Origin of the sequence: Pseudomonas sp. (genome assembly GCF_028293835.1) — a bacterium.
Lineage (GTDB): Bacteria > Pseudomonadota > Gammaproteobacteria > Pseudomonadales > Pseudomonadaceae > Aquipseudomonas.
The window spans coordinates 1-25,248 of record NZ_JAQGNX010000175.1 but is presented as its reverse complement, the minus strand read 5'-3'; the positions used below and the strand labels follow the sequence as shown (position 1 = coordinate 25,248).

24 protein-coding genes and 3 pseudogenes are annotated in these 25,248 nt (G+C 54.7%); 14 read left to right on the top strand and 13 right to left on the bottom strand.

Annotation, left to right across the window (positions count from 1 at the left end; genetic code table 11):
• Both cyoA and JWR17_RS24005 read right to left on the bottom strand, forming a co-directional pair.
• Nucleotides 1–921 (bottom strand): ubiquinol oxidase subunit II, encoded by a 921-nt coding sequence (cyoA, locus tag JWR17_RS24010; protein WP_299835524.1) that lies wholly within the window; start codon nt 919–921, stop codon nt 1–3.
• 63 nt (nt 922–984) lie between these two features.
• Complete coding sequence (locus tag JWR17_RS24005; protein ID WP_299835522.1) at nt 985–1,239, bottom strand: hypothetical protein; 255 nt, start codon at nt 1,237–1,239, stop codon at nt 985–987.
• Nucleotides 1,240–1,492: 253 nt separating this feature from the next.
• On the opposite strand from JWR17_RS24005, the gene JWR17_RS24000 reads away from it, so the two are divergent.
• A complete protein-coding gene (locus JWR17_RS24000; RefSeq protein WP_299835520.1) occupies nt 1,493–1,807 on the top strand; it encodes a hypothetical protein in 315 nt (104 codons plus the stop codon).
• 223 nt (nt 1,808–2,030) lie between these two features.
• Here JWR17_RS24000 and JWR17_RS23995 read toward each other — a convergent pair whose 3' ends face one another.
• The 4 genes and pseudogenes from JWR17_RS23995 to JWR17_RS23980 form a co-directional block, all read right to left on the bottom strand.
• On the bottom strand, nt 2,031–2,582 hold the full coding sequence (locus tag JWR17_RS23995; RefSeq protein ID WP_299835518.1) for an ATP-dependent Clp protease proteolytic subunit: 552 nt from the start codon (nt 2,580–2,582) through the stop codon (nt 2,031–2,033).
• A gap of 180 nt (nt 2,583–2,762) precedes the next feature.
• Nucleotides 2,763–2,927 (bottom strand): annotated as a pseudogene (locus JWR17_RS23990) (general stress protein); the annotation flags it as partial.
• A 256-nt stretch (nt 2,928–3,183) separates the two neighbouring features.
• On the bottom strand, nt 3,184–5,370 hold the full coding sequence (locus JWR17_RS23985; protein WP_299835516.1) for an ATP-binding protein: 2,187 nt from the start codon (nt 5,368–5,370) through the stop codon (nt 3,184–3,186).
• Nucleotides 5,371–5,406: 36 nt separating this feature from the next.
• Nucleotides 5,407–6,516 (bottom strand): L-dopachrome tautomerase-related protein, encoded by a 1,110-nt coding sequence (locus JWR17_RS23980; protein WP_299835514.1) that lies wholly within the window; start codon nt 6,514–6,516, stop codon nt 5,407–5,409.
• A gap of 92 nt (nt 6,517–6,608) precedes the next feature.
• Here JWR17_RS23980 and JWR17_RS23975 point away from each other — a divergent pair.
• The 5 genes and pseudogenes from JWR17_RS23975 to JWR17_RS23955 all read left to right on the top strand — a co-directional run.
• Nucleotides 6,609–6,849, top strand: a pseudogene (locus JWR17_RS23975) (IS66 family transposase); the annotation flags it as partial.
• Nucleotides 6,850–6,960: 111 nt separating this feature from the next.
• On the top strand, nt 6,961–7,353 hold the full coding sequence (locus JWR17_RS23970) for a VOC family protein (protein WP_299835512.1): 393 nt from the start codon (nt 6,961–6,963) through the stop codon (nt 7,351–7,353).
• A gap of 302 nt (nt 7,354–7,655) precedes the next feature.
• Nucleotides 7,656–8,348: a DUF421 domain-containing protein gene (locus JWR17_RS23965; protein WP_299835510.1), complete on the top strand. Its 693-nt coding sequence runs from the start codon at nt 7,656–7,658 to the stop codon at nt 8,346–8,348.
• A 1-nt stretch (nt 8,349) separates the two neighbouring features.
• On the top strand, nt 8,350–9,057 hold the full coding sequence (locus tag JWR17_RS23960; RefSeq protein WP_299835508.1) for a DUF421 domain-containing protein: 708 nt from the start codon (nt 8,350–8,352) through the stop codon (nt 9,055–9,057).
• Nucleotides 9,058–9,266: 209 nt separating this feature from the next.
• Nucleotides 9,267–9,530 (top strand): DUF2934 domain-containing protein, encoded by a 264-nt coding sequence (locus tag JWR17_RS23955; RefSeq protein WP_299835506.1) that lies wholly within the window; start codon nt 9,267–9,269, stop codon nt 9,528–9,530.
• A gap of 345 nt (nt 9,531–9,875) precedes the next feature.
• Here JWR17_RS23955 and JWR17_RS23950 read toward each other — a convergent pair whose 3' ends face one another.
• Nucleotides 9,876–10,886: an SDR family NAD(P)-dependent oxidoreductase gene (locus JWR17_RS23950; RefSeq protein ID WP_299835504.1), complete on the bottom strand. Its 1,011-nt coding sequence runs from the start codon at nt 10,884–10,886 to the stop codon at nt 9,876–9,878.
• A 217-nt stretch (nt 10,887–11,103) separates the two neighbouring features.
• On the opposite strand from JWR17_RS23950, the gene JWR17_RS23945 reads away from it, so the two are divergent.
• Together JWR17_RS23945 and JWR17_RS26405 are read left to right on the top strand one after the other, a co-directional pair.
• Nucleotides 11,104–11,502 (top strand): GFA family protein, encoded by a 399-nt coding sequence (locus JWR17_RS23945; RefSeq protein ID WP_299835502.1) that lies wholly within the window; start codon nt 11,104–11,106, stop codon nt 11,500–11,502.
• Nucleotides 11,503–11,549: 47 nt separating this feature from the next.
• Nucleotides 11,550–11,753, top strand: a complete 204-nt coding sequence (locus tag JWR17_RS26405) for a VOC family protein (RefSeq protein ID WP_366944191.1) — start codon at nt 11,550–11,552, stop codon at nt 11,751–11,753.
• Nucleotides 11,754–11,798: 45 nt separating this feature from the next.
• On the opposite strand, the gene JWR17_RS23940 is transcribed toward JWR17_RS26405, so the two are convergent.
• From JWR17_RS23940 to JWR17_RS23925, 4 genes and pseudogenes are all read right to left on the bottom strand, one after another.
• Nucleotides 11,799–13,028 (bottom strand): MFS transporter, encoded by a 1,230-nt coding sequence (locus JWR17_RS23940; protein WP_299835500.1) that lies wholly within the window; start codon nt 13,026–13,028, stop codon nt 11,799–11,801.
• A 231-nt stretch (nt 13,029–13,259) separates the two neighbouring features.
• Nucleotides 13,260–13,508 carry a hypothetical protein gene (locus JWR17_RS23935; RefSeq protein WP_299835498.1) on the bottom strand — a complete coding sequence of 83 codons (249 nt, stop codon included), beginning with the start codon at nt 13,506–13,508 and terminating at the stop codon, nt 13,260–13,262.
• 147 nt (nt 13,509–13,655) lie between these two features.
• On the bottom strand, nt 13,656–14,492 hold the full coding sequence (locus tag JWR17_RS23930; RefSeq protein ID WP_299835496.1) for an MBL fold metallo-hydrolase: 837 nt from the start codon (nt 14,490–14,492) through the stop codon (nt 13,656–13,658).
• Between the two features lie 2 nt (nt 14,493–14,494).
• Nucleotides 14,495–14,803 (bottom strand): annotated as a pseudogene (locus tag JWR17_RS23925) (hypothetical protein); the annotation flags it as partial.
• A 696-nt stretch (nt 14,804–15,499) separates the two neighbouring features.
• Here JWR17_RS23925 and JWR17_RS23920 point away from each other — a divergent pair.
• From JWR17_RS23920 to JWR17_RS23900, 5 genes are all read left to right on the top strand, one after another.
• On the top strand, nt 15,500–16,603 hold the full coding sequence (locus JWR17_RS23920) for a hypothetical protein (protein WP_299835494.1): 1,104 nt from the start codon (nt 15,500–15,502) through the stop codon (nt 16,601–16,603).
• Entirely contained in the window at nt 16,581–17,087 is a 507-nt protein-coding gene (locus tag JWR17_RS23915) for a hypothetical protein (protein WP_299835492.1), read from the top strand. Before JWR17_RS23920 ends, JWR17_RS23915 begins: the two co-directional genes overlap by 23 nt.
• Nucleotides 17,088–17,111: 24 nt before the next feature.
• Nucleotides 17,112–17,930 (top strand): sulfotransferase, encoded by an 819-nt coding sequence (locus JWR17_RS23910; protein ID WP_299835490.1) that lies wholly within the window; start codon nt 17,112–17,114, stop codon nt 17,928–17,930.
• Between the two features lie 39 nt (nt 17,931–17,969).
• Nucleotides 17,970–21,158 (top strand): autotransporter domain-containing protein, encoded by a 3,189-nt coding sequence (locus JWR17_RS23905; RefSeq protein WP_299835488.1) that lies wholly within the window; start codon nt 17,970–17,972, stop codon nt 21,156–21,158.
• Between the two features lie 198 nt (nt 21,159–21,356).
• Nucleotides 21,357–22,181: an alpha/beta hydrolase gene (locus JWR17_RS23900; RefSeq protein ID WP_299835486.1), complete on the top strand. Its 825-nt coding sequence runs from the start codon at nt 21,357–21,359 to the stop codon at nt 22,179–22,181.
• Nucleotides 22,182–22,570: 389 nt separating this feature from the next.
• Here the strand turns inward: JWR17_RS23900 and JWR17_RS23895 are convergent, their stop codons facing one another.
• Nucleotides 22,571–23,185: a LysE family translocator gene (locus tag JWR17_RS23895; protein WP_299835484.1), complete on the bottom strand. Its 615-nt coding sequence runs from the start codon at nt 23,183–23,185 to the stop codon at nt 22,571–22,573.
• 904 nt (nt 23,186–24,089) lie between these two features.
• Between JWR17_RS23895 and JWR17_RS23890 the strand changes: the two genes are divergently transcribed.
• Complete coding sequence (locus tag JWR17_RS23890) at nt 24,090–24,464, top strand: MerR family transcriptional regulator (RefSeq protein WP_299835482.1); 375 nt, start codon at nt 24,090–24,092, stop codon at nt 24,462–24,464.
• A 49-nt stretch (nt 24,465–24,513) separates the two neighbouring features.
• On the opposite strand, the gene JWR17_RS23885 is transcribed toward JWR17_RS23890, so the two are convergent.
• A partial coding sequence (locus tag JWR17_RS23885; protein ID WP_299835480.1) for an AraC family transcriptional regulator occupies nt 24,514–25,248 on the bottom strand: 735 nt, incomplete at its 5' end.

Genomic DNA, 25,248 nt, shown 5'->3' with positions numbered 1-25,248 from the left:
TCATTTTTCCTCCTGTACAACTTCGCTGTGTGGTTGATGTTCCTGATGAGCCTGCATAGCCTCGTGGGCGTGTCCGTCTTTATTCATGCCTTCGTACTTGTCGACGATGGTTTGAAAGAGTTGGCTGTCTACTGAAGAGTAATAAGTGATCGGGTGACGGATAGTGGGGCGCGCCAGAACGTCATAGGTCGCCCGGTTCAAACTCAGGGGGGCGGTGCGCACCTTTTGCACCCATTGCTCGAATTGCTCGGGCGTGCTGGCAAAGGTGGTGAAATGCATGTCGGAGAAGCCCTGCCCGTTGTAGTTCGCGGCGATACCCCGGTACTGCCCGACCTCATTGGCAATCAGATGCAGTTTTGTTTGCATCCCCGCCATGGCGTAAATTTGTCCACCTAGCGCTGGGATAAAAAACGAAGTCATCGCGGCATCTGACGTAATCGTGAAATTCACTGGCGTGTGCACCGGCACGGCCAGTTCGTTTACCGATGCGATCCCCAGATCCGGATAGATAAACAACCATTTCCAGTCGGTCGCGATGACCTGAACGTTGATCGGATCGACGTCGGAATCAAGCGGTCTGTAAGGATCCAACTCGTGAGTGGTTTGCCACGTCACGACGCCCAAAATCAAAACGATGACTAACGGAAACCCCCACACGACAGCCTCGATCTTGTGCGAACTAGCCCAGCGCGGCCGATAGACGGCCTTTTTGTTAGTGGCGCGGAAGCGATACGCAAATACGAATGTCATGACAATGACCGGTATCACCACAAGCAACATCAGGGCGGTGGCGAGGATAATCAGGTCACGCTCTTGGGCGGCGATGTGGCCTTTGGGATTGAAGACAATCAAATTACAGCCCGACAGCAAGCAACAAGTGGCGGCTGCTACGATGGCGCGAAATGGAGTTGGCGTTTGCATTTAGAAGTTTCCGTCTAATCGTTTATGCGAAGCCTGAAAGCTGTAACGACAGTGCCGCCTGGATCAGGGCGAGATGGGGTCGCTGGCCGGAAACGTCTCATCCAGTGCCTCATCAATATTCGATTCGGTCACGCTGCGTTCGCCAATACGCACGCCTGTTTCGCAATGGCATGAAGGGGACGGACATGGCTTGCCGTGAGGGTGCAAGTCGCCGCAGGCGTTGCTACAGAACAACTCACCGTTGCGTTCATAACGCTGCTCATCAATTACGCATGTGCAATCCGGGCAAGCGCAAAGCACTGACGGTTGGACGGACATGACCATCTCCTTTTTTCAAAAGTGGTAAGCCAGTCGCTGGTGGTGCGTCTGGGGTACAAGACGTTTGAAGAGCGCTGTCTCAGTTGGTTTTAACAGTACCGACGAATGGAGCTGCCAAGCGAAGCGCTGTTAGCTGTGAAGGTGTAACCATCTATCAGCTTTTGAAGGACTGGCCTGTTAAACGCCAGATCTTGAGCTTTATTTAATGACAGCGACGTACGCCTTAATCACGAAGCGCAAGGGAGGCTTGATCATGCAGGTCCGGGGTAAAGTATTTAACGATTGGATGGCAGCAGCTGCACCAGAAGAAACCTATTCTCAGTCCCTTGAGAATGGCTGCTGCATTGACGTTCGCGCACGGGAAGTACCATCAGGGGATATTCAACTGCTGGTCTGCGTCTATGCCAAAGATGGGACCGCCTGCTACGAGCATGTCTCTGCGCTAGACGGTAACCAGTGGACGGTACAAGACGCATTGAGCAAAGGGGAGGATCAGGCAGAGCGAATCGCTGGCGGTGAGGGCGGCCGCTTGCCGTGTGCTGATGCGGGGAGACTTGGCGCTGGTTAATGATGCCCAGATCCAGAGCCTTCAATAAGAACGAGCGCGTAGTTCCAGGCTGCGGCAACTTTTGCGTATCACCGCAAAATGGGCTGCTATCCGTTTATCGATCAAATTTATATCAGAACTTGCCACAGATGGGATTGAGTGGACTGCGCTTTTCAATACCGGACCGAACAACGCCGAGCGCTTTCGATAATAGCATTGCACTACCCATGGATTGAACGAGGCGTCAGGCATAGATACTATAGCTGACAGACTTGGTATTCATCTTTGATAACTCTATTGCGTGAATTATCCCACACGTCAGCGCATTTTCTGGATCCAGGATACGTGGCGCAGCAGTCAGGTACTTCTCCGTTTCCAGTAACTCCAGAGCGCCTGGGGTTCGCTCGGCGACGATGCGTGAATACAGTTGCAAGTCATAATCGAGGCTCATTGCGTATTCAGACATCCGCGCGTGGTCTACTGATCCCTGAAGATACCAATGAAAAGGATGGAAAAGAAATTTGCTGTGCAGACATGCGGTTCTATGCTGGCCTGCAAGAAAAACGATATTGCCCATGGATTCAACGGTCCCCATGTTATGGGTATGCACCGGAATGGGCAATGAAAGTAGAAAATTATACATCGTGAATCCATAACTGGATTCACCTCCCATGGTGGCGAGATTGATGATCAGATCCGATGCGTCTTTCTGCACGGCCAGCGAAGCTTTGGCAATGAGCTGACCGCAGGTGGACGCGTTGATGGGGCCAGTAAAATTGATGATGTACGGTCTCATGCAAGCACCTCTGGAACTGATGAATATACGCAGCGTGGAAACGCTGTCATCCACACATCGACTTCTCGAGTTGGAGCTTTATCAACACCCTACAGTCCTTTGGCTGACGGCTATGACGTTGTCGATTCAAAGGGTAGGGGAGATAGCTCCCCTGCCCGAGCACTATTAACTCAATTTAAATCAGCTTTTGCTACGTCCGCCTCCATGGCTATTTTCGCCTCCTTTTTTCCCTGCTTCTGATGCCTTCTCGCGATCGTTGGCAAAATTGCCGCCTGACGATTCGCCGCCTTTTTTCCCGGCCTCGGACGCCTTCTCACGATCGTTAGCGAAGTTACCTGGATTCTTATTGCCCGTAGTCATGATAGCTCTCCAATATCAACTTAAACTATTCGTTTGGTTAGCGTCCATCATTGATGACGGACATTATCTCCGATAACGGTCGCCCGGAAATGTTTCAGATGATTAACAGATGACCGATAAGCGGTAGTTACGATCACTGTATGCGGTGTTCCGTCGCGTTAATGCATTGAACATAACCAGCTAATAGCCGCTTCGTTTGTTTATTTCCGGTCTGTTGAATAGAGTGTCTTAACGGCAAACACTATCTTGATGAATCGGTTGAGCCCAGTGCGCCCCTCACATTTGTGTTTAGCTCCCCGAGGCTGAACGGTTTGGCGAGCACTTTTCCAAGTAGCATGCCTTCTGAGATCGCTTCTGCCTTGGTATAGCCGGTAATGAATAGAACTTTGAGGTCGGCATGTTTCGCTTTAAGCCTCTGCGCCAGTACCAGGCCGTTCATCGCCCCTGGCAATCCGATATCTGTTACTAAAAGATCCAGAACTCGCATTTTCTCTACTTGATTGAATGCTGACGTGCTGTCCACCGCTTCGAATACGGTATAGCCGAGGTCAGCAAGGAATTCGACCGTCATTTCGCGAACGCCTGCTTCGTCGTCCACCACCAGTATTACTTCATTTATTTTTCTTGTATCGAGCACGGGCTTGTCAACACTGTCGACGTTGTCAGCGATGGGGTCGACGCTTCGCAGATCAACCGGGAAATACATCGTCACGGTTGACCCAGCGCCAACCTTGCTATGGATGCGGATCTGTCCACCGGACTGTTGTGTGAATCCATAAATCATGGAGAGCCCAAGCCCAGTCCCTTGGCCGATTTTTTTAGTGGTAAAGAAAGGATCAAACGCACGCCTAAGCACTTCTTCAGGCATTCCAAATCCGTCATCAGTGACCTGGAGCGACACATAAGGCCCCGGCTTAAAATCCTGTTCAGTTGCAGATTTTTCATTCACCTCAACGAGCCGAGTGCTGATGGTTAGCGTTCCGCCGCCGGGCATGGCGTCCCGAGCATTTATCGAAAGGTTGAGAAGGGCGTTTTCCAATTGGTTGAGGTCACAGTTGATATTGCCGCCATGGGAAAGCTTGCAGTTGACCTTGATCGTTGGACCCATTGTGCGACGTATCAACTCTTCGAGCCCCACGACGACCGCGTTCGGGTCTACGATTTGAGGCTCGAGTGGCTGTAGCCTTGAGAAAGCCAGCAACCGCGCCGTGAGCGCAGCTGCTCGCTTCACGGATGTAAGCGCAAGCGTATGATATTTATCCAGTTCCGAAAAACGGCCGGCATCAATGCGTAGCTGCATGAGCTCAAGGCTGGTGGAAATACTGCCCAAGAGGTTATTGAAATCATGGGCAATACCCCCCGTAAGCTGCCCTACCGCTTCCATTTTCTGGCTCTGACGAAGTTTTGATTCGGCCGCTTCGCGTTCCCTCTGTTCGTCCCGCAGCTGCTTGGTCCGCTCTGCAATACGGTCCTCGAGCTTATCGTTCCACTCCCTCAGCGTTGTCTCAAGATGGACACGCTCACTGATATCTTCCACCGTTCCGTACCACTGTCTGCAATGCCCTTTGTCGTCGAGATCCGGGAAAGCTCGTACGTGATACCAGTCGTAGGCATTGGACAATTGGCGCAGACGTACCTGAATGTCAAACGGTGTCGAGTTGGCGACAGAATGAGTCCATTGCTCAATGATGGCTGGCATGTCGTCTGGATGGGTGAACGCTCTCCAGCCTTGCCCCAGCGTCTCATCACGGGGCAACCCCGAAAAATTTGACCAACGACTGTCCAGGGAAGTAATCGCGCCGTTGGCGTCCGCTGTCCAGGGTATCTGGGGATTGAGTTTGGTCGCGATGCGGTACTGCTCTTCGCTCTCGCGAAGTTTCGCTTCGGTAACTTTCAGCGCATCGGTAATTCGGAAGCGTTCGAAGCATCCTGCAATGAGGTTGGCATAGCTGCGAAGAAAATCTACATCGCTTGTAGAGAAAGCACGGTCGACACGACTGTCGACCTCAAAGATACCCAGTGGCAACTGTGTATGCGGCGCGTAAACAATGACGTTCACAAACGCGGACACACCGTTGCGGATAAGAAATGGATGAAGTTCGAAGCGCGTTTCATGCTTGGCGGCAGGGGAAATAACCGGCTGGTTAACGCCTAACGTATACCATTCAGGCGTACCTTGAAGCAGCGGTACTCTTATCTGGCCGACAACTTCAGGCGTCCACCCTACACCGTTTCTTACCCATAAATAGCGCTGGTCGGGGTCCACCTGCATGAACTTCGCCAAGTGCGTATCCAGGGCTTCTCCGACTTTTGAACACGCCGAATCAATAACCGTGTCCAAATCCGGGCTTATCAATGCAAGCTCACCAAACTCGGCAAGTATTCTGCGCTGACGTATCAGCGCTTGCTCGTTTGCGGACAGGCTCATAGCTTATTCTCAGGCAGGCCAGGAACGTACGTGGCGTCAATCTTTAACCACGATTTTGTACAGCGATGTCTTCAGTGTGGGACCCTGTTTGGGGTTGTAAAAATTCATATCCGGGATACGCGAATCAGTAACGTAAACAGTGCCGTCCGCGCCTTGGGCGAAGGTATCGGGCCAGCGCAAGTCTTTATCCTGAATCAGGACTTTTACCACGTCTCCCTGGCGAATCTTGATGGAGTGATCTTCTACCGAGCTGATATACATCGTTCCTTTAGCGTCGATCAGCAGACCGTCGGCAGGCCCATTCTCACCCACCTTTTGTACTTTTGCGGGCAGGTCGCCAAGCGCCGCCGTTTGTAACTCCGATGTCGAGATTCGGTATAGGGTGTTGCCCTTCACCGCCTGCCAGTACAACGTATCGCCATTAGGGGAGAGTGCGATTCCATCTGCGGAAAACTGCACGCCTCGACCGTCCGGCCGTTGCAATGGCTTGCCGTCGGCCTTGACCATCACGCCCTTTTCAGCCTGTGTACTAGTCGCGCCATCCAGGGCACGCCGCGCTTTGCCAGTATTCAGATCGAGAACTACAATCGCGCCGCTAGTCCCGGAGTCGGTGATATAGGCGAATTTTCCGTCGGGGCTTAAGCGTACGTCGTTCAGATAACTTCCTTGAGGCGCTACATCCAGCCCGAATGGGTACACCCTGGCGACACTATTGCTCGCCAGGTCTATCTTCACCAGCTTGGCTGCCCCCGGTACTAGTTGTGCCTGCGCCGGAGCCCCCGCATCGATCACCCAGAGGCTGCCTTTTTTATCGGCCACCACTGACTGCACACAAACCCAACGATTGCCTGGGCTAACGCTGTCTTGTCGGGCGTTGCGCCAACTGTTCCAGCTGGCGTCTGGATAGGATTTAAGGCTGCCGTTGGGCAGCAATTCAGCCACTGATATTTCCGAATCCTCGGTCCATCGCGGAAAGTTGACGAATAGCCGGCCCGTTTCGTCCGCCGTTACGCCCGTTACCTGATGGTCGAAGCTGGCAACTTTTTTGAGACTGTAGCCGGGATCAGCCACGGCGCTCTGAACCGGTGCCAGGTTGCCGAGTAAAACGGTGATGACGCAAAGTGCGAAAGCTGCCCGGTGGTTCATGAGTTACTCCGTAATGAGGTTGGATGAGTCCGAGGAATTACTGAGTTGAGGCGACGTGGCGACCCTTGGTTCCATCTAATTAGAGCAGCGGTATGAACAGGCAAATCACTCATTACACGTCAATAAACCAGAAGCTGGCCCACGAGATGGTTCTGCGCGGACGCATTAAGTTTGCCGAGGGCAGCGAGCAACTAAGTTCGGATAAGCCAGCCTGCTCGACGACTTGATCCACACAATGTAGCTGCCGTCGCAGCTGAGCTTGAAGCTTCGCAACCCGTGCCTGTCGAAGCCGAAATGCACCAACAGCCCAAGCGCATTGTGCTGCCACAGCAAAATAATTTTACCGAGGGCGTCAGTGGTCCGGGCTAATAGCCGAGGTGTTGATGTCCAAGCATCAACTTGGGTAATTAACTTGGCCGGTAATGCGTTTTGGAGGAGGAAGTCATGCTCAGCTACCTGTTCATAGGTGCCAACGACCTGGAGGCTTCTGCACTATTTTACGATGCCGTCCTTTCGCCTCTCGACTATGAGAAAGATCAGTCTGAAGGTCATTATTGTTTCTCACTGCCCGACACTGCGGACAAGTCCAATGGCCCAGGAAGCATTCATGTCGCCAAACCTTTCGATGGCCAGCCCGCAACGGCGGGGAATGGCTTCATGCCGGCCCTGAGGGCTGGCTCCAGGTCGAAAGTGGATGAGGTTTACGCGGCTGGTCTCGCCAGTGGCGGGAGGGATGAAGGCAAGCCGGGTATCCGAGAGGCATACACTGCTAACTTCTATGTCGCATACCTTCGCGACCCAGCGGGAAACAAGATCGCTGTCTTTTTCAAAGGTTAGTGGTATTCGTTGGCAGCGCCAGGTATCCCTCACAGAGGGATACCACCACCTCGCATGCACCCGGATCGCGCCGGAGCCCCGGATAATCCGCTCATCGGCCTATGTAGAACTGTCGCCTTACGCCCGGCTCGAAGGATCTGTAACCCCAGCCAGCATCGCAGTCGCTGGGTAACTACCGACCTGCATCCTCGCTTCGGTGGGCCGAGCGACGAAGACCTGGGCGTACCTACCCGAAAACCCACAGCCTCAACTCAGCTGGCGCTTATCTTTGCGAATGGATGTTGGCAGAGGAACATATTTCGATGAGTTTTTTCTCGTTAGATGATTTGCACCGAATCCTGCTGGGGAAAGGGAGTTGGTGGCTGCTTTTAGAGGTATTTGCCCGCTCGGCATTCCTGTTCGTCCTGATCATGTCCTCGATGCGCCTGTTGGGCCGCAGGGTTGCTTCCCAATACACACTGTTTGAATTGTCGGTTGTGGTGACGTTGGCCGGGGCCGTTGGGGTGCCCCTTCAAGCGACGGACCGGGGACTGCTCCCGCCGCTGTTGATCATGGCCGTGGTGATCGCGCTACAGAGATGTATGTCTTTTGCCAGTCTGAAAAATGGCAAGGTGGACAAACTTGTGGCCGGTGAGGTTAGCGTCATCCTGTGTAACGGCGAGATTTGCCTGGACGAGCTGCGCAAGGCGGTCTTGTCGCGGGAGAGATTGTTCTCCCTGCTGCGTGGACGGGGCGTTCAGCATCTGGGGCAACTTAGCCGGGTTTATCTAGAGCCATCAGGCAATATCGCCGTCGTGTGGGCCGATACACCGAGACACGGTCTTTCCATCGTTCCTGATATCGATCATTCCTTGCGTCAAGCAATGCAAGTAAACGGAACGTGGTGCTGTGCAAGTTGCGGTTTTGCACGTGAGGCGGAGCCTGAGCACTCTGCGACTTGCGATCGTTGCGAGGCAAGGGCATGGCAGGCAGCCGCGACAGAGTTAGAGGACTGACATGAGCGAAAACCTGGGAACAGTGCAGCGATTACTGATGGGCGATGCGCCATGGGTTTTTCTACTGGAAATCATCCTTCGCACGGTCACGATCTATATCGTTTTGTTTATTGTCATGAGACTTATGGGCAAGCGCATGGCTGCCCAACTCAGCATCTCGGAGATGGCGGTGATGATCACTCTGGGCGCTGCGATTGGCGTGCCTTTGCAAACGCCAGCCCAAGGGCTATTACCTGCTGCCGTTTTGCTGGTGAGCGCTTTGCTTTTTCAACGTGGGCTGTCCTATGCCGCCTACCGCCGGCGGAGGGTAGAAATTGCCACCCAAGGTGATGTCACGCTCCTGCTGGAAGACGGGCGCCTGCTTTTGGAAAACCTGGGTAAGGCGGGCCTGAGCATTGCTCGAGTCCATTCGACGTTGCGCGCGATGGATATTCAACACCTTGGTGAACTGCGCAGAATCTATCTAGAGGCGACGGGCGATTTCACCCTCGTCAAATACCGCACGCCCCATGTTGGTTTATGGATCATGCCTGGCTCCGATGAGGACTTCGTTCATAGAACCGGCGCCGTTGAGGCCCAGGCATGCGCCCGCTGCGGATATGTCACTGGCAGGACAAAGTCTGAGCCGTGCCCTCATTGCCAATGTACCGATTGGTCGACCTCAGCTCACCGGCTCGGCGTAAGCATTCAGGGCGCCATAAAGGATTAAGCATCCAGGGCCGCCCATAGCGTTTCGCCTGTCGGCATCGCACTGCCCAGGGTTAACAAAGAAGCCCTTACCGGTCATCGCGCGGTTTCTTTCCAATGAAAACTTCGTCGGCCTGGCAAAGTCACCTAATAGAACTAGAGCAGGAAGTAGAACTAGAGCACGAAGCGTCGCAGCGATGAGCAGTCCCAATAAAAACCAGGAGTGTTGAAATGATCGACGAAGAGAAAATCCGCCAACGGGCCTATGAGCTGTGGGAATTGGAAGGCCAGCCCGAGGCCATGGAGCATGAACACTGGCGTCAGGCCCGCGAACAACTAGAAGCAGAGCAGCAACCACCCGAGGCCAATACACTTGATTCTGTCGCAGGCGCTGAGCAGACCGGGATAGCGGGGCAGCCGGCAAACAATGAGGAGTCTGGTTCAACCAACCCGGAACACCAGGCATGGTTAACAGCAGTAGGGCAATCGAACTGAAGGCTTGGCATTTGTACACTGCGCTTGCCATGGAGAACGACTAGTGTCAGATAGAAAAGACATTCGTAGAACGACTGTATCAACAAGCGTTGGTGACGACGTAGGCGCAAGGTTAATCGAATGGAACAGCCGATGGTCCATGATGGGAGATTTTGTTGTATGCGACATCTGCCTCGCATCCTGGTCCGTCGACGAAGCGGCTAAACCTTTTGTGCACTTGCCAGCTTGCAGTTCTATAGCAGGGGGACTTTATCCTTGGCGGGAGCTCGCCGATATATTAACGGGCCTTCCGCCAACGCTTAACTAACGGAGGATCAACCCACGGACATGGGTGCCACGCGACGCTCATTGCTGCGCAGCCTTGTCTTCGCGATCCATCCGCTGACGTACTCCGCCAGACACGTCTCGGCCAGACTCCATCGGTATGAAAAGTGAGCCATCCGATGTTGGTGCCTGGGGAGCTTGCTCAAATTGATATTTGTGAGCGACGTCTGCTGAAAACCGTTCTGTCATACCGGGTGCGAGTCGGTGGGACCAGATTGCGCTCTGGGCTTTCCAGCCGACCGGAATATCTTCGCTGGGGTACAGCGCAGCCCTTACGATGGCGTTAACGACTTTTTGCGGGTCGTCCATGCTCGCCATACGCGGTGTATGACCGCTGTAGTTAGCGGCATGCTCCCACCACGGGGTGTCGACTGCCCAAGGCATCACTGTCGAGACGGTAATTGCATCCGCGCCACTCAAGCGGATTTCTTGATTGAGGGTGTGGCCTAGACTGAGGACGCCTGCTTTGGCTGCTGCGTAGCTGCTCTGATAGGCCAGCGGAACCTCGCTGTCCACCGATCCGACGTTAATAAGTGAACCGTATCCCTGCTTTCGAAACTGTTTCATGGCGACATAGCTGCCGTTCACGACACCTTTGAGCGTAACGTCGATTACCCGTGAGTGGTCTTCCAGAGGAATATTTTCAAAAGGACCAATCGCACCGATGCCAGCATTGTTGATCCAGCAATCTACACTGCCGAATCGGGCCACCGCCGCGTGCATAAGATTTCCCATGTCCGTTGCGCTTGTCACGTCGGTGGTGACGACCAGAGCCGTTCCCCCTGCCTGCCGGACCAATGTGGCAACCTCTTCGAGTAATTCAGTCCGGCGTGCGGCAAGCACAACGTTGGCATGGTCTTGCCCCAAGGCCACTGCAGTTCCCCTACCAAAACCGCTGGAAGCTCCTGTGATTACGAACGTCTTACCCGACAGTTTCACCTTGTCCGCCTGGCTTAGTTCGGCCGTTGCGCAGGCGGATAATGCAGCCGCGCACAGCATGAGAAACATGTACCGGGCAAGTTGTCCCATCATCCGATCCTCTGGCTGTGTTCCATCTCACATGGACTCGGAGAGGCAGCAGTTAGTTGAATGGTCAGTGCTCTATTCCGATAACCGGTGGTCTGGGTACTGCTGGTAATCCCGTTTTGGATGCCCATTGCAGTGCGAACCGGGCTTTTGTTTGCCTTTGCGGCAAGACGCGGGCTACCGTTGCCTGCGTTTAGAAAAACATTCCAAAAGGGCGTAACCGATGATCAAGCGTATTGGTGAGACAGATATAAAACTGATTCACAACGCTTCCTGCCACTGTGGAGAGGTAGTGCTCGAACTTGAGCTACCGAATGGCGTAGTTGACCCGAAAAGATGTAACTGCTCGCTCTGCAAAAGAAGGGGGGCGGTGATGGGCACCGTTCCTCTCACAGCCCTGAGAATATTGAAAGGGGCACATGTGCTGAGAAGCTATCGCTTCAACACTCAACAGGCATGTCACTACTTCTGCTCCATCTGCGGTGTTTACACCCATCACACCAGGCGAAGCGACCCCTCACAGTATGCGTACAACGTTGGCTGTTTAGACGGTGTTGATCCTAACGACCTGGGTTTGCTGCCATTGAGCAACGGACGCAGTCACCCGCTAGACAAAAAATGAGTCTTCCAGGCAATAGCAGGCCACCTTAAAATCCTGGGATTGATGCGATGAAACGTAGCGTTAGTTTGGTCACCTTGGCTGTCGACGACCTGAGCAGAGCGGTGCGTTTTTACCAGGATGGCCTCGGCTTACCGACAGAAGGAGTCGTCAACCCGGCGAGAGATACTTTTTGGGGAGGGTATGCTGGCTATTCTCAGGATCTCGACATGCACCTTTTGAAGGTGGCCTGGAACCCAGAGAGGCTGCCATAGGCAACGTTGGCGGTCGGTTGCTTTTGGCCCGGAAGCATCCTCACCTCAATTGCCCACCAGCAGGCCGCGCTGCACTCGCCAGACCAGATAACCGGCAATCAGCGTGGTGGCGACCAGCAAATAACCTACCACGTCGAAGTGCTGTAATTTGCCGTCGACGCCTATCAGTACGATGTGCCCGGCCAACAGCGAGGCAAAGCCGCCTGACAGCTGCTGGATGGCCGAGCTGACGGCGTTGAACGCGCCGCGATGGGAGGGCTCTGGTACGCCGGCGACCATAGCCTGGAAGGGTATCAGCCTGGAAAAAATACCCACGAACAACACGGCGTTCACCAAGACGACCCATGGCAACGGCACGTTGGGCAGGTGCGTGTAGATTGTGACCATGATGATGGTCAGCGCGCTGCCGACGTAGAACACCGGCAGCTTGCCGAAAGCATCACTGGCCCGGCCGATCAGGGGGCCGGTGACAATGGTGCAAAGGCCGGTGAACAGGTACACGGTGGGCAGGCTGGTGATGTCGATGCCCAGATTGTTGACGGTGAAGGCGCTGCTGAACGGCATCAGCATATAGCCGCCGGTGGTCAGCAGTGCGGTGGCGGCAAAGGCAGCCCAGTGCCGTCGCGTGGCCAAAGTGTTGAACAGGTGACGAAAGGCCGTGTGTTCCTGGCGAGCAGCGAGATGGTCGGCGACGGGACGCATCGCCAGCACAATCACCAGCCCCCCGGCGGCGCCCATGGCCGCCAGCAGCAGGAAAGGTGCATGCCACCCCCAGTGGTTGGCAAGGTACAGCCCTACCGGCAGGCCGAGCACTTGGCTAGCGGCAAAGGCTGTCTGGATCACGCCCATGACTCGGCCGCGAGACTGCGGGGCGAACAGGTCGGCGGCGATGGCCAGTACGATCGAACCGATCACCCCGGCGAAGACGCCGGTGACCACGCGTGCCAGCAGCAAGGTCTCGAAGCTGGTAGCCAGACCGCACCAGAGGGTGCCGATGACGAACCCGCTGTAGAAGAACAGCAGCAGTTTCTTGCGATCGAAGCGATCGGCAAAGCCAGCGGTCAGCAGGCCGGAAAGTCCGGCGCTGAAGGCGTAGGCGCTGACCACCAGGCCAAACTGGCGGGTGGACATGCTGAGCGCCGGCATGATCATCGCGCCGAGCGGGGCCATGAGCATGAAGTCGATAATGACCGCAAACTGCAGGGTGGCCAACAGGCCGACAACGAATTTCTGATAGCGGCTGAAGGGCGTCAAAGCGGGGACGTCGGCAGTCATCAAGGGACTCGGGAAAGAATTGGCAGGAGGCACGCGGCCCATCATGGTGCAAAGTGCCCCATAAATACACTTGCCAAAGGTTTGCAGCTCAACGCCTGTCAGTCAAAGGTTGAGTGACCGTTTTTGACACGCTCCTAACCGAACCTGAATTTTTCGGCTATTGGCTATTGGCTATCGAAGGCAACCCAGCCTTAGGAAGCTAGGGCCTAAAACCCTAGCGGATAGCAGATGTCACTTTTTCTTTTTCGCAGGCTTTTCTTCCTTCTCTGATTTCTTAGCCTTTTCTGGCTTGCTGTCAGATTTTTTTGCAGATTTTTCTGGCTCAGCATCCTTTTTCTTGTCTTTCTTTTCGGAAGACTTCGAAACAGCGGAGGCTGCGGCTGATTTCTTTGCCGGTGATGAATTTTTTTCTTTCAATTCCTTGCTGGCTTTCGAAGCTTCACCTTTGCTTTTCTTCTCGTCTTTAGCCACGTTGACCACCTCTCGGAGTATGCCGGTATTGGCATATTGCTTATGGAAGTATCCACAAGCTGATCATTAGGCTAACGGGTCGAAAAGGGGTTCAAATTTTTTCGTCGCGTGCGAGATAGGCTTCAAGCGGTGCACCGATAGGTACTGCCGACCCATTTACTGACGAGGCGAATTCGATTGCACGTGCCGAAGTTCGGCTGCGTCGTGGCTGCAAATGATCTGCATATCATCCAGTTCGGTCAAAGCCAGAGCCCGCAAACGATTTTGCGTACTGACACGCGCGGCATGATCCTGGTCCATCATCCGTTGATAGAACCGCAATCCAGGTGGACAGTGTCGCCGGGGCCTGTGTATTTCACCGTGATGGAAGTATGCGTCACCGGCGTGCAACTTCCAGTGTCCTTGGGAGCACACGGCAATACCGGCATGCCCCGAAGTGTGGCCCGGCAGCGGGACCATCAGGATCTCCTGGTCTAAACCCTGCACCGGCGTGACGCTTGAAAAACCTTTCCACTGCTCGCCGTCGGGCTCATAAAACCGCCAATGACGGCTGCGCTGCCACTGCATCTCACGGTATCGACGCGTTGCTCGCCAACCATCCAGGATTTTCGCGGCCGTGTATTCAGTTTGCATCACATGGACCATCGCATCGGGAAAATCACTCAGCCCTCCTGCGTGATCAAAGTCCAGATGAGTCAGCACGATATGGCGCACATCGGAAGGGGCGAAGCCAAGCTGTTTGACCTGTGAGACCGCCGTCAGGGAATGCTTGAACTTTATATTGTTGAAGTGCCGGAAGAACGACGCGATACGAGAGGGGTTCTCGACATCAGCGCTGCCAAACCCGGTGTCTACCAGGATAAGGCCGTCACGATCAGTTTCTATCAACCAACAGTGACAGACCAAATTAGCGAACAACCCCAGGGTGGTGCCGTCAAACAATGGCCCGCCGAAGGGGCACATACAACCGCAATTCAAATGATGAATGTTCAATGTCAAACCCGCCTGCGCTGGATCTTCAACTGATGAGTTGTCCAACAACTAAAACATCCGTAGAAGGTAGTTTTTTCCCATGATTCAGGTCCCTTTGGTCCAGGCAGGTGCTGCTGTTCCTGTTTCAAGGCGTTTTCGAATTCACTGGCAATGTTCGGATGCCCCGCTTTTCGGGTTAGTTCAATCAGCATCTCCCAAGCGTCGTTATCTTCCAGTTCGATGGTGAGTATTGCGCTGAGACACTGGGAAACCGTCGTCCGCGAGTCGGTCAGTACTTGGAGTACTCCCTGCGACTTTACGCCAGCCACGTCATCCAGCAAGCTGGGAAGTGTCGTACTCATCCGAGTTCTCCAGTTATCAACTAATTTCATCGTGTCACAACTACCGACCGGTACAGACGCGGCAGGATTTCCATCGCCCAGACCAATGGCCGCTTGGAAAGCGGCAATAACTGACGAACGGCGGCTATGCGAAAGTGTTCTGTGAATTGCCGAGCCCAGTGGTTGACTGGACTTGGTCCCTTTTGCGATTTGCGTCGCAGCGCGAGCTTGTACCTAGGGGGGACACAGCTTCGTTTGACGCAGCCATTTTCAACCCGTGACGACCACGGTGGAGGATGCAGCGTGCTGGGGAGTCATACAAGGTCCATACCCCCTCGTGACCTAGGAGAACCAGCCCTGGTGTGCTGTTTCGGGCGGAGCGAAGCGAGTGCGTTGAGTGGTTTTTAATCCAACGGGTCTTTAGCCGATCAATCAGGAAGGTGGTGGTGATCGCTTCTAGGTTCCTTACATCAATTAAGGGCGTTGACTTGAATATATAAATGGCAATTTTAAATATTAGCATTATGATAGTGGCGAAATAATGCTACTGCTTAAACCCGGTGGCATAACCGCAGGGCTTGGTTATGATCAGATCCTTGGTCTTCGGTTGTTTGGAGCTTTAAACGCTTGCCGGGATCAGAGCCGGTGAGCGTTTTACGTCGTTCAGGGACTAATGCAGGGCTTTTAATGCTCAATGACATCGAATTCTGGAAGCTGTTGCGCAAAGAGTTGCTGCCCCTCCGTCCAAGCCAGTACGACATCACTTCAATATGCAACCTTACCTGCGAAGGCTGTCTGTTCTTTTCAGGTGATGACTATCTTGGGCATAAAGACGCCAAGGATTTGAAGGTCATCGAAGCATTTTTCACAGGCGAAAGCGCTCGGGGCGTGCGCTACGGTTATTTTGGCGGGGCGGAGCCTTCGCTCGCCGAGAAAAAATTAGTCATTGCCAACAAACACATTCCCTATGGCGTGGTGTTTACCAATGGCATAAAGCGTTTGAGCGCCGAGATCGATTATCGAGTGCACGTCTCGCTTTGGGGCAATCCCGAACGTAGTCGCGAACTACGCGGCGCTGACATCATGACCAAGCAGATCAAGAATTACCGTGGCGACCACCGCGCTGTTTTCGTATTCACTTTGACCGCGCGTAACCTCGACGATATTCCGTATATCGCCCAAACGTGTGCGGACAATGACTTGGCGCTGACCTTCAACCATTACAGCCCCACTACCAAGTACATGGACTTTATCGGCAGTGGCGCCGGTGCCGACCAATATCACATCACCAGTACTGCCACAGACAATCTGATTTTAAGTGACGACGACTTACGACTTGCTCGGGACAGTATCGCGCTGGTGTTGCAACAGTCGGGACAACGAGTCCTTTATGACAATGATTTCAATAACTTAGTACACGATCCGGCTGGTTTATATCCCGATGCCCAAGGCGCAGGTGCGATAACTCGCGACTGTGGCGTGCTGTTGACTTCATCCCTGCGCCACTACAACACCGACTTGAGCCAAAGCACCGGTAAATGCTGTACGCCAAATATCGAATGCAGCGGCTGTCGTCTTTACGCTCAGTCGTTCGCCAGCGTGCTGGCACGGGCGACTCGAGATATGCGCCATCCCGGTGGCCAGCAACGGCTGATCAGACTCTGGCGTCTATGGTGTGAGTTGTTCCTGAATGACGACCGCTTGCGTATGGATCTTTCAAGCAGCGACGGCGTGAACCTCCCTCTGACTTCTATAGCGGAACACCCTTGTGTCAGTCATCAGTTCGTTTAAAAAATATCAAATTGTCTGGGTTTGGAATCAGACCACACCTGCGCTGCGCAACGAACTCATCGCCTTCTGGCGTGACAACGGTGCGATACAAGATCCGATAGAGGCTTGGCGCAGAACGTTTGAAGTGGCTTGCGTGGTCTTGAATGCCGAGGGCCGAGTCGTGGGGGTCAGTTCGGTGTATTGCGCCAGTCCTGCCGCGGGCAAGGTGCTGTATTGGTTCTACCGCACTTTCATCCAAGAGGACTGCCGCGACGTTGGCCTGGCTCCCCGTGTGTTTGCTCATACCTATGAGCAACTGGCGTTGGCCTATGCCGGTGAAGCCCGGGCACCTGCGGGACTGATGATCGTTACCGAGAATCCGAAGCTGGAAACTGCTGCCGGTGTTCGCGTTATTCAGAGCGTCGGTTTTCAGCGTTTTGGCCTCGATAGCAGCGGCCAAAGCGTCTGGCATCGGCTGTTTCTGCCATCACCCCAAAAATCATGACCAACTTGGCAAGGAGCCCTGTTTATGACTGAGCGAACCCTGCATTTTATTTCCGGACTACCTCGTTCTGGCTCGACTTTGCTGTCGGCATTGTTGCGCCAAAATCCCCGTTTTCACGCGAACATGAGCGGCCCCGTGGCGGGCATGGTCAACGATTTGCTCAACGGCATGAGCGGCAGTAACGAGTATTCGCTGTTTATTACTGATCAGCAGCGCCAGCGAATTCTGCGTGGGTTGTTCGAGCAGTTCTACGGCGACGAGTTTGCTAAACCGGTGATTTTTGACAGCAATCGTGCATGGTGTTCGCGCATGGGGTTGCTGCAAAGCCTGTTCCCGGACAGCAAAGTAATCGCCTGTGTGCGTGACGTGCCGTGGATCATCGACAGTATTGAACGCCTCGTTCAACGCAATACTTTTTCGCCCTCAGCCCTTTTCAACTTTCAGGCGGGCGGCACGGTTTATAGCCGCGCAGATACCGTGGCCGGGGCTGATGGCTTGCTCGGTTATCCCTACAACGCGCTTAAAGAAGCGTTTTACGGGGCGCACACCAAAAATTTGCTGTTGGTGCGCTACGAAAGTTTGGTCAGCGCCCCGCAAGCAGTGCTTAAGGGCATTTATGCCTTTATCAACCAACCCTCCTTTAAACATGACGTGCACAACATTGAGTTCGACGCGCAGGCGTTCGATCTGCGCGCTGGCATGCCTGGGTTACACGACGTGAAACCCAGTGTGCAAGCCAGCGCCCGGCCGACAATCCTGCCGCCCGACGTGTTTGCGCGCTTCAGTAATGACGCTTTTTGGCAACATCCCCAACACAACCTACAAGGGGTCAAGATTCTTTGAAAACCCTGAAAAAAAAGAAAACCATTGGAGCTTAGTTAGATGAATAAGGCCATTTACCGGCTGGTGTGGAATAGTCGTTTGGGGGCGCCACAAGTCGTTTCCGAAGTCGCCAAGTCGAAAACCTGTGGTGGTTCAGTATCGGTCAGCGGCCCGGGAGCCCGCACCTCGAGAACGCGTGGTAAAGCAGCCGTCTGGCCGCTGGCGTTGTTGTCGATGAGTATGGCGTCGTTAGCATTTGCGAGCGCGAACCCTACCGTCACTACAGGTGCTGATTCGGGGGCAGGTTCGTTGCGTGACTTACTGCCATCCACCGGCTCGGTGATTATTGGTTCTGGCGTCAGCACGGTTACGCTCACCTCCGACCTGGCAGCCTACAACGGACTAACGAGAATAACTGCTTCTGCTCCGGTGACCATCACCGGGGGGAGCTTGGTCGGTAGTGACGGATCGTTATTATTGACCGGGTCGAACGTTCTTGCAGGCGCACTGACGTCGACGATTTCAGGGCGGTTCACTGGCGTTTCGGGTAATGGTATATATTCAGGAACTGGAGCCGCCGGCGGGGCGGGATCAGCCGGTACGTCTGGTGGCACAGGCGTTGGCGGCGTCGGCTCAGCAGGTTCAACCGGCAAGTATTTCTCTCCATCTAATGGTTCTGCTGCCATCAGTGGAAGTTTTTTTGCCATCACTAACAATGCCGTAGTGACCGGGGGCCTCGGCGTATCTAATGCGGCCCCGGGCACTGGTGGTGCTGGCGGTAACGGCGGCGTTGGCTACTATTCTGCTAGCCACGGCGGAGCAGGTGGTAACGGCGGTGCTGGCGTAAGTGGCGGGGCTGGCTCTGCCGGTGGCGCTGGTGTTTCAGGCAGTTACTTTTCCGTGATCAACAATGCCAGCATCTCCGGTGGTAATGGTTCTGTTGGCACTACTGGTGGTACCGGCGGTCAAGGCGGTAACGGTGGGGCTGCTTTAAACAGCAGTAAATATGGCAACGGTGGCAACGGCGGCGCTGGTGGTAATGGTGGTAACGGCGGAGCCGGCGGTGCAGGCATAACCGGTTCGCACATCAAGATAGTCAATACCGGAACCATTCAAGGCGGTAACGGTGGCATTGCTGGTACAGGTGGTGCGGGCGGTTTGGGCGGTACAGGTCTGGTTGCTGGTCAGGTCGGCGCCAACGGCCAGGCCGGCAGCGCAGGTGTCGGTGGTGCCGGTATCGTGGCCACAGGGGGAGGCTCGGCCATCTACAACGCCGGGACTATTTCCGGTGGTTTTGCCAATAACGGCAGCGGCGCCCGAGCCAATGCAATCGAGCTGTCCGGCGGTGATAACAAGCTGGTGCTTGAAGCGGGCTCCGTCATTAACGGCAACGTGGTGAGCAACAGTGGCCTTGGCGGTAGCGGTGATGTATTGGTTCTCGGCGGCGAAAACCTGGTAGTTTCCACTACGTTCGACCTTGGCTCGGTCGGTGCTGTAGGGAGTGCGGCGCAATACCAGGGTTTTGCTGACTTTGAAAAAGAGGGCGCCAGTACCTGGACCCTGACAGGCACCGACACCTTCACACAAAACTGGACGGTAAGCGCCGGCACCTTAGCCATGGCCAGCGGTTCAAGCCTTTTAGGTACGGTCGATGTCAGCAGCGGTGCAACACTCAATACCGGCGACGCTTCTATCGGAGGCGACCTCAATAACGCAGGCTCCGTGGTCGTTGGCACAACTGCCTCGCCTTTTGCAACGTTGACTGTCGGCGGCGCCTTTACTCAAAGTGCAAATAGCACCTTGCAGGTGAGTGCCTACAGTGCGACGCAGTACAGCAAGCTTAGCGCTACAGGTAACGTCCAACTGGACGGCACGCTAAACGTTGATGTCAAAAGTGGTAATACCTTGGCTGCTGGTAATCAACTCGCCAATGTGGTCAGCACCACTGGCACGCTCAGCGGACAGTTCAGTCACGTCACCGATAACAGCCTGCTGTTCAATTTCACTCCGGTTTACAACAGCAAGAGTGTCGACTTGAATCTTGTGGGTGCCAACAGCGGTACCGATACTGGTAGCGGTGGCGGCGATAGCGGTGGCGGCAATAGCGGTGGTAATACCGGTAATACCGGCAGCAACCCGACCACGGTTGTGGGCAGTATTCAGGCACTAGGCAATACCCAGGGCAGGGGCGCGGCTGTAGTGCTGGATCAAGTTATCGCCAGCAGTCCCGGTGGCCGGTTGGCCAGTTACCTGGTTCCATTGACTACTCAAGCTGAAGTGTCGAAAGCGGTGAGTGAAGTCTTGCCTCAAACCGGCGGTTCAACAGTGGCGGCGCAAACCGCGCTGACCAGCATCAACCGGGTGGTTCAGGCGCGCTCCGATACAGTGCGTGGCGTGTCTTCCGGTGATAGCGCTTTCAGTGACGACCATTTCTGGATCAAGCCTTTTGGTTCCTGGGCTGATCTGAACAGCAATGGCGGCACGCCTGGAGTCGAGTCAAGTGTTGGAGGGATGGCGTTTGGTCTAGACGGCAGCCTGAATGATCGTTGGGTGCTTGGTACTGCGTTCGTCTACGCCAAAGCCGACACCCATAACAGCGGCAACTCGCCTCGTCAGTCACTAACCACTGACGTTTACCAGTTGGTGGGTTATGGCACCTATCACCTGGACGACACTACCGACTTGAGCTTTCAGATCGATGGCGGTCAGAACCGTAACGATGGCAAGCGCGATATCGACTTCGCCGGGCTGCAAGCCAAATCCAGCTACAACTCCTGGACCGCTCACGCGGGCGTCGTACTGGACCGCACGTTCAGCCTGACCAGTGCCACTCGTTTCACACCTTCTGTGCGGGCTGATTACACTTGGATCAAGGACGAATCCTACACCGAGAAAGGTGCAGATGCGCTGGACTTGCAAGCCAAGAGCCGCAACACAGATCAATTCATTGTTGGGTTTGACGGCAAGCTGGCTCATGACTTCACCGATCGGGTGAGCTTGAGCGGCACTGCGGGCGCTGGTTATGACTTCCAGGCAAGCCGTGACTCTGTGGTTAGCAGTTTCGCCGGAGCACCCGGTGCGGCCTTCACCACCTATGGTGGCGAGCCGCAACGCTGGTTGGTTCGTGGCGGTACCGAGTTGAGCTACAAGGTTAGCGGTCCGCTTCAATTGTCAGTACGTTACGACGTTGAAAAGCGCATCAACTTCCTCAACCAGACAGCCTCGGCCGAGGCGCGCTGGGCCTTCTAAACAAACGCTGATGTAACACTTACGCCCATTTCTCTTCCTGGGAAATGGGCGTTTTCATGTCTACTAGGCTGCTGATTATTAACGTACAGTCGCCGCTCTCACAGCCTTCATTGTTAACGAGCCTGTATGCGCAACGCCCACATTGCTTTCCCATGTTTCACCTTTAAACCAACCTCGCTTATAAGGCGCGGCCTGCTGGTGAGCCTGTTTATTTTCTCGCTGGGGGGCTGCGTCGATGCTCCCGGTATTGCTGATCTCGACCAGCGCGCAGACAGGCTGGCGAAGTCCAGTGGTTTGATACGAGGACAGGTTCAGACTGATAGTTTTGTGCTGACCAGCTTTTACCAAATCACTCGGCCCGACCTGCCGTTGACCGTCTATATAGAAGGCGACGGTTTTTCTTGGCGCACTCGCAGCCAGCCGTCAACGAACCCCACCCCGCACAAACCAATAGGCCTCGAACTGGCCTCGGTCGATCCGGCACCCAACAGGCTTTACCTTGCGCGGCCTTGCCAATACACACCGATGGCGGCTAACCCAGGTTGTGTGGTGAGCTACTGGACCAACAAGCGTTTTGCTGAAGATGTAGTTGTGGCGATGAACCAAGCCGTGAGCTATTACGCCAGGCAAGTGCCGGGGCAACGCATCAATCTGGTGGGTTACTCAGGCGGCGGCGCCATTGCGGTGCTTGTTGCCGCCCGGCGCCAAGACGTTGCCACACTGCGCACCGTCGCTGGAAATCTGGACACCGCCGAATTCAATCGCCTGCACCGTGTGACGCCAATGCCGGAATCACTTAACGCAATCGACGTCGCATCGCAGATCAGTAGCGTGCCGCAGATTCACTATTACGGCAGCGAAGACAGAGTTGTGCCCGAAATAATTGCTCAACGCTTCGCAAACAGCACCGGAGATCGCTGTACACAAATACGCTCCGTGCCGGGTATGGGCCATAACAGCGACTGGGCAAAGGTTTGGCTTGGGTTGTTGAAGGCGGTCCCGCAGTGTTTGGGGCCGCCTTAATGGCAACCCAAAGTGAGCTGGCCTGACGTAATAGACCCAGAGCCGACGTTGGGCTGGTCTATCACCCATCGCAGCACCAGCCGAGCAGCGCGGTCTTGCCACCACAACCTGTAAGGATTGGAACATGGAAGGAGGACTTCTCCCTCAACTATCGCTATAGAGCTTTAGCTTTTTTCGAAGAAAAGTGAATTTCAAGTGAGGGAACCGACCGCAGGCGTCACTAGCGCCGCTATTGGCGGTTGTAGTCAGCCATGTCAGCTCTTCCGACGTGATCTGTCCGCCTTTGGAGATTGCTGCCCTTGGCCTTATGGCGCGTAGCAGCCTGTCCGCCAGCCGATTGGTAGGTGAGGGAGGGTTCTGAATATTGCAGGAAAGGTTCCTGTGACCCCTTAAACCAACTGACGAATCCCAAGGGCCAAAATCAAACCGCCGCACAGCCGATCTATTTGTTTCTTGCCACGCTGATAGGCGGACGAAATTCTGGGCTGCGACAGGGTCACCGCAGCCATCGCATACCAGCTCAATGATACCAATACGACAACAGCCAGCATCGCCGAAAACGTTCCGGGCGATACATGAGCGGGGGCTGCGGCTGAAAAAACTGCTGCGTAGAACGCCACCGATTTAGGATTGCCGATGTTGGTGATCACGCCTTGGACAAAGGACTTTCGGCAGTTGCCATCCGCTATGTGATGCGGCGCAGTCACTACATTATTACCTGAATTGATCAGCAGCCTAATGCCGAACCACATCAGGTAGGCAGCTCCAGCGATTCTTACTACAAGCGCGGCCCAAGGGAACGCAGAGAAGACCACACCGATCCCGGCAATCGCGCAGGTAGACCAGAACAGATTGACCAGCACGATCCCTCCGACCAGAGCTAGAGCCTCAGAGCGTGTGGCAGATACGGCTTTGTGAACAACCGCAACAAAATTCGGACCCGGGATGACGACACCGGCGAGGTACACCCAGAACACAGTTAGAACAGCCGAGCTATCGATCATGTAGTTTCTCAATGTTGGTGACGATAACTTCAGTGACGCAGTGAGCAGACCATTTGAGGTCAAGCCAGTCAAGCCGCCATTGATTACATGACCACTGCGATCAACTTGGGCAGGTAGCTGCGGGGGTTGTGTGCGAACCTTTGGCTTTTTGTTTCTGACGTGGGTAGCTCAGATCAGGTAGCGTCTCGGGGGAGGTCCGGATGAAATTAGGATTACGTACCGTTCATTTGATTGGCACAATTAGGTTTTTGTGCTTGTGGAGCACGTATTCCGCTAACTTCATCCAGGAAGTCTCGTAGCAGGATGCCGAGCTACATCTGCGACGGACTCGACGTTTGGCGCTAGCACCGAGGGAATGACAGCTATCGACCCGAAGCGGACATTACGGCTATACCACGCGCAAACCAGACGGCTTCCTGCCCACGCTCGTTCGCGGATCAATCAAGGGTAGGATCTGCGCGACGGCAAATACTACCTCAAGGCACGTGAACCCTAGGATCAGAAAACTGGCCCCATGCGCTACGGCAAAGATTTGCCATAAGGCGAACAGTATTCTCGCCAGTGCATCATATATACCAACGCTACGGCTTGGGTGCTTAAGTCGCCAAAGTGACCAGACGACGACCACGCTGCCCAGCAGGTTAGCGAACAGCATTCCGTTGATGTCTAAGCTCGGCACTGGGCGGCCCAATGCCAAAGCGGCGGACAACGCTGCGAAGCCTTTAAGGACCAGTGATGCTGTCCAAGGCGTCATGAAGCCCACCGTAGCTATGAGGTCATAGAAAGCGCTACCCCGGACGATATGTAGATTGTTCTTTACGCTAATCATAATCTGCCCTCATTGTTTGAGCCCGCAGGCTAAACCCTAGTGTTAGGTCCAGAGTCAACACAGGTACGGGTGATTATGAGAATCGGAGAAGTGGCGAAACGTACGGGTGTGTCAGTTGACGCACTGCGGTTTTATGAAGCGAGAAGGCTGATCAAGCCTCTGCGTACTGCCAACGGTTATCGGCTCTATCCGGAACAAACGCTGCAACTGGTGGGGTATATAAAGTTGGCGCAGCAGCTTGGGTTCTCGTTAGGGGAGATTGGCGAAAATTTGCCACTGCTGTGGAACAGCGAAGGCGTCTCTAAGGACTTACTGGCCCAGTTATTTAACGAGAAAATTGCTTTACTGGATGAACGTGTCAAACAAATGCAGACTCTGCGCAATCTCCTTGCCGAGCGAGCCGCGCAGGTATGTCCTCTGTTGGTAACAGGGCTTATTGCCTCGTCTTGAATGACCGCTTCTGGCCCGATAGCTGCCGTCCGTCCAATCCGCCAACCGCCTAGCGTTTGACGGCTCTTGTATTGCCGAGGATCCTACCAGTGTCTTGCGCAGGAGGGAGCCCAAATACCCGCGCATAATCTCGACTGAATTGCGTTGCGCTTTCATAGCCAACCTCGAAGGCCGCAGCCATGACACTCTTGGCACTTGCCACCATCAGGGTTCGAGCCTGGAGCAGGCGCACGCGTTTCTGATACTGCAAAGGGCTCAAGTTGGTCACTGCCTTGAAGTGGCGATGAAATGCCGAGACGCTCATTGACGCTCGTTCCGCCAAACGTTCCACGCCGATGGGCTCGGCAAAGTCGCGGCGAATCCATTGGATAGCCATGTTCACGCGGGCCATGGCGGTATCGGGCGCTGCGATCTCGCGCAGCATCCAGCCAAGGGGCCCCTGGAGCACGCGGAAGATTATTTCGCGCTCGTAAACCGGGGCCAAGGCTGCGATGGCATCCGGGTCGCCCATCAGTCGCAGCATTCGCACCCAGGCATCCATCAGATCGGTCGTGACCGAGGCGACTGAGAAGCCAGGATTGTTCTCGACGCGCGCAGCAGGTTTGGGCAAGTCGGCGAACAGCGTCGACAAGACTGCCGGATCAAGCGTCAGGCTGACGGCCAGATATGGCTCGCCTGACTCGGCGGGGTGCACCGACCCCACCGCAGGCAAATCGATGGACATGACGAAATAGGTCGCAGGGTCATACCTGAGCGTCCGATCCCCAACAGTCATGCTCTTGCT

Bases quoted from the DNA above. Each gene is read 5' to 3' on its own strand.
- JWR17_RS23910 (WP_299835490.1), top strand. From the start codon at position 17,112: ATGACTGAGCGAACCCTGCATTTTATTTCCGGACTACCTCGTTCTGGC.
- JWR17_RS23970 (WP_299835512.1), top strand. From the start codon at position 6,961: ATGCTCAGCTACCTGTTCATAGGTGCCAACGACCTGGAGGCTTCTGCA.
- JWR17_RS23920 (WP_299835494.1), top strand. From the start codon at position 15,500: ATGCTCAATGACATCGAATTCTGGAAGCTGTTGCGCAAAGAGTTGCTG.
- JWR17_RS23995 (WP_299835518.1), bottom strand. From the start codon at position 2,582: ATGAGACCGTACATCATCAATTTTACTGGCCCCATCAACGCGTCCACC.
- JWR17_RS23950 (WP_299835504.1), bottom strand. From the start codon at position 10,886: ATGATGGGACAACTTGCCCGGTACATGTTTCTCATGCTGTGCGCGGCT.
- JWR17_RS24005 (WP_299835522.1), bottom strand. From the start codon at position 1,239: ATGTCCGTCCAACCGTCAGTGCTTTGCGCTTGCCCGGATTGCACATGC.
- cyoA (WP_299835524.1), bottom strand. From the start codon at position 921: ATGCAAACGCCAACTCCATTTCGCGCCATCGTAGCAGCCGCCACTTGT.
- JWR17_RS23960 (WP_299835508.1), top strand. From the start codon at position 8,350: ATGAGCGAAAACCTGGGAACAGTGCAGCGATTACTGATGGGCGATGCG.
- JWR17_RS23940 (WP_299835500.1), bottom strand. From the start codon at position 13,028: ATGACTGCCGACGTCCCCGCTTTGACGCCCTTCAGCCGCTATCAGAAA.
- JWR17_RS23985 (WP_299835516.1), bottom strand. From the start codon at position 5,370: ATGAGCCTGTCCGCAAACGAGCAAGCGCTGATACGTCAGCGCAGAATA.
- JWR17_RS24000 (WP_299835520.1), top strand. From the start codon at position 1,493: ATGCAGGTCCGGGGTAAAGTATTTAACGATTGGATGGCAGCAGCTGCA.
- JWR17_RS23955 (WP_299835506.1), top strand. From the start codon at position 9,267: ATGATCGACGAAGAGAAAATCCGCCAACGGGCCTATGAGCTGTGGGAA.
- JWR17_RS23895 (WP_299835484.1), bottom strand. From the start codon at position 23,185: ATGATCGATAGCTCGGCTGTTCTAACTGTGTTCTGGGTGTACCTCGCC.
- JWR17_RS23890 (WP_299835482.1), top strand. From the start codon at position 24,090: ATGAGAATCGGAGAAGTGGCGAAACGTACGGGTGTGTCAGTTGACGCA.
- JWR17_RS23905 (WP_299835488.1), top strand. From the start codon at position 17,970: ATGAATAAGGCCATTTACCGGCTGGTGTGGAATAGTCGTTTGGGGGCG.
- JWR17_RS26405 (WP_366944191.1), top strand. From the start codon at position 11,550: ATGAAACGTAGCGTTAGTTTGGTCACCTTGGCTGTCGACGACCTGAGC.
- JWR17_RS23980 (WP_299835514.1), bottom strand. From the start codon at position 6,516: ATGAACCACCGGGCAGCTTTCGCACTTTGCGTCATCACCGTTTTACTC.
- JWR17_RS23965 (WP_299835510.1), top strand. From the start codon at position 7,656: ATGAGTTTTTTCTCGTTAGATGATTTGCACCGAATCCTGCTGGGGAAA.
- JWR17_RS23945 (WP_299835502.1), top strand. From the start codon at position 11,104: ATGATCAAGCGTATTGGTGAGACAGATATAAAACTGATTCACAACGCT.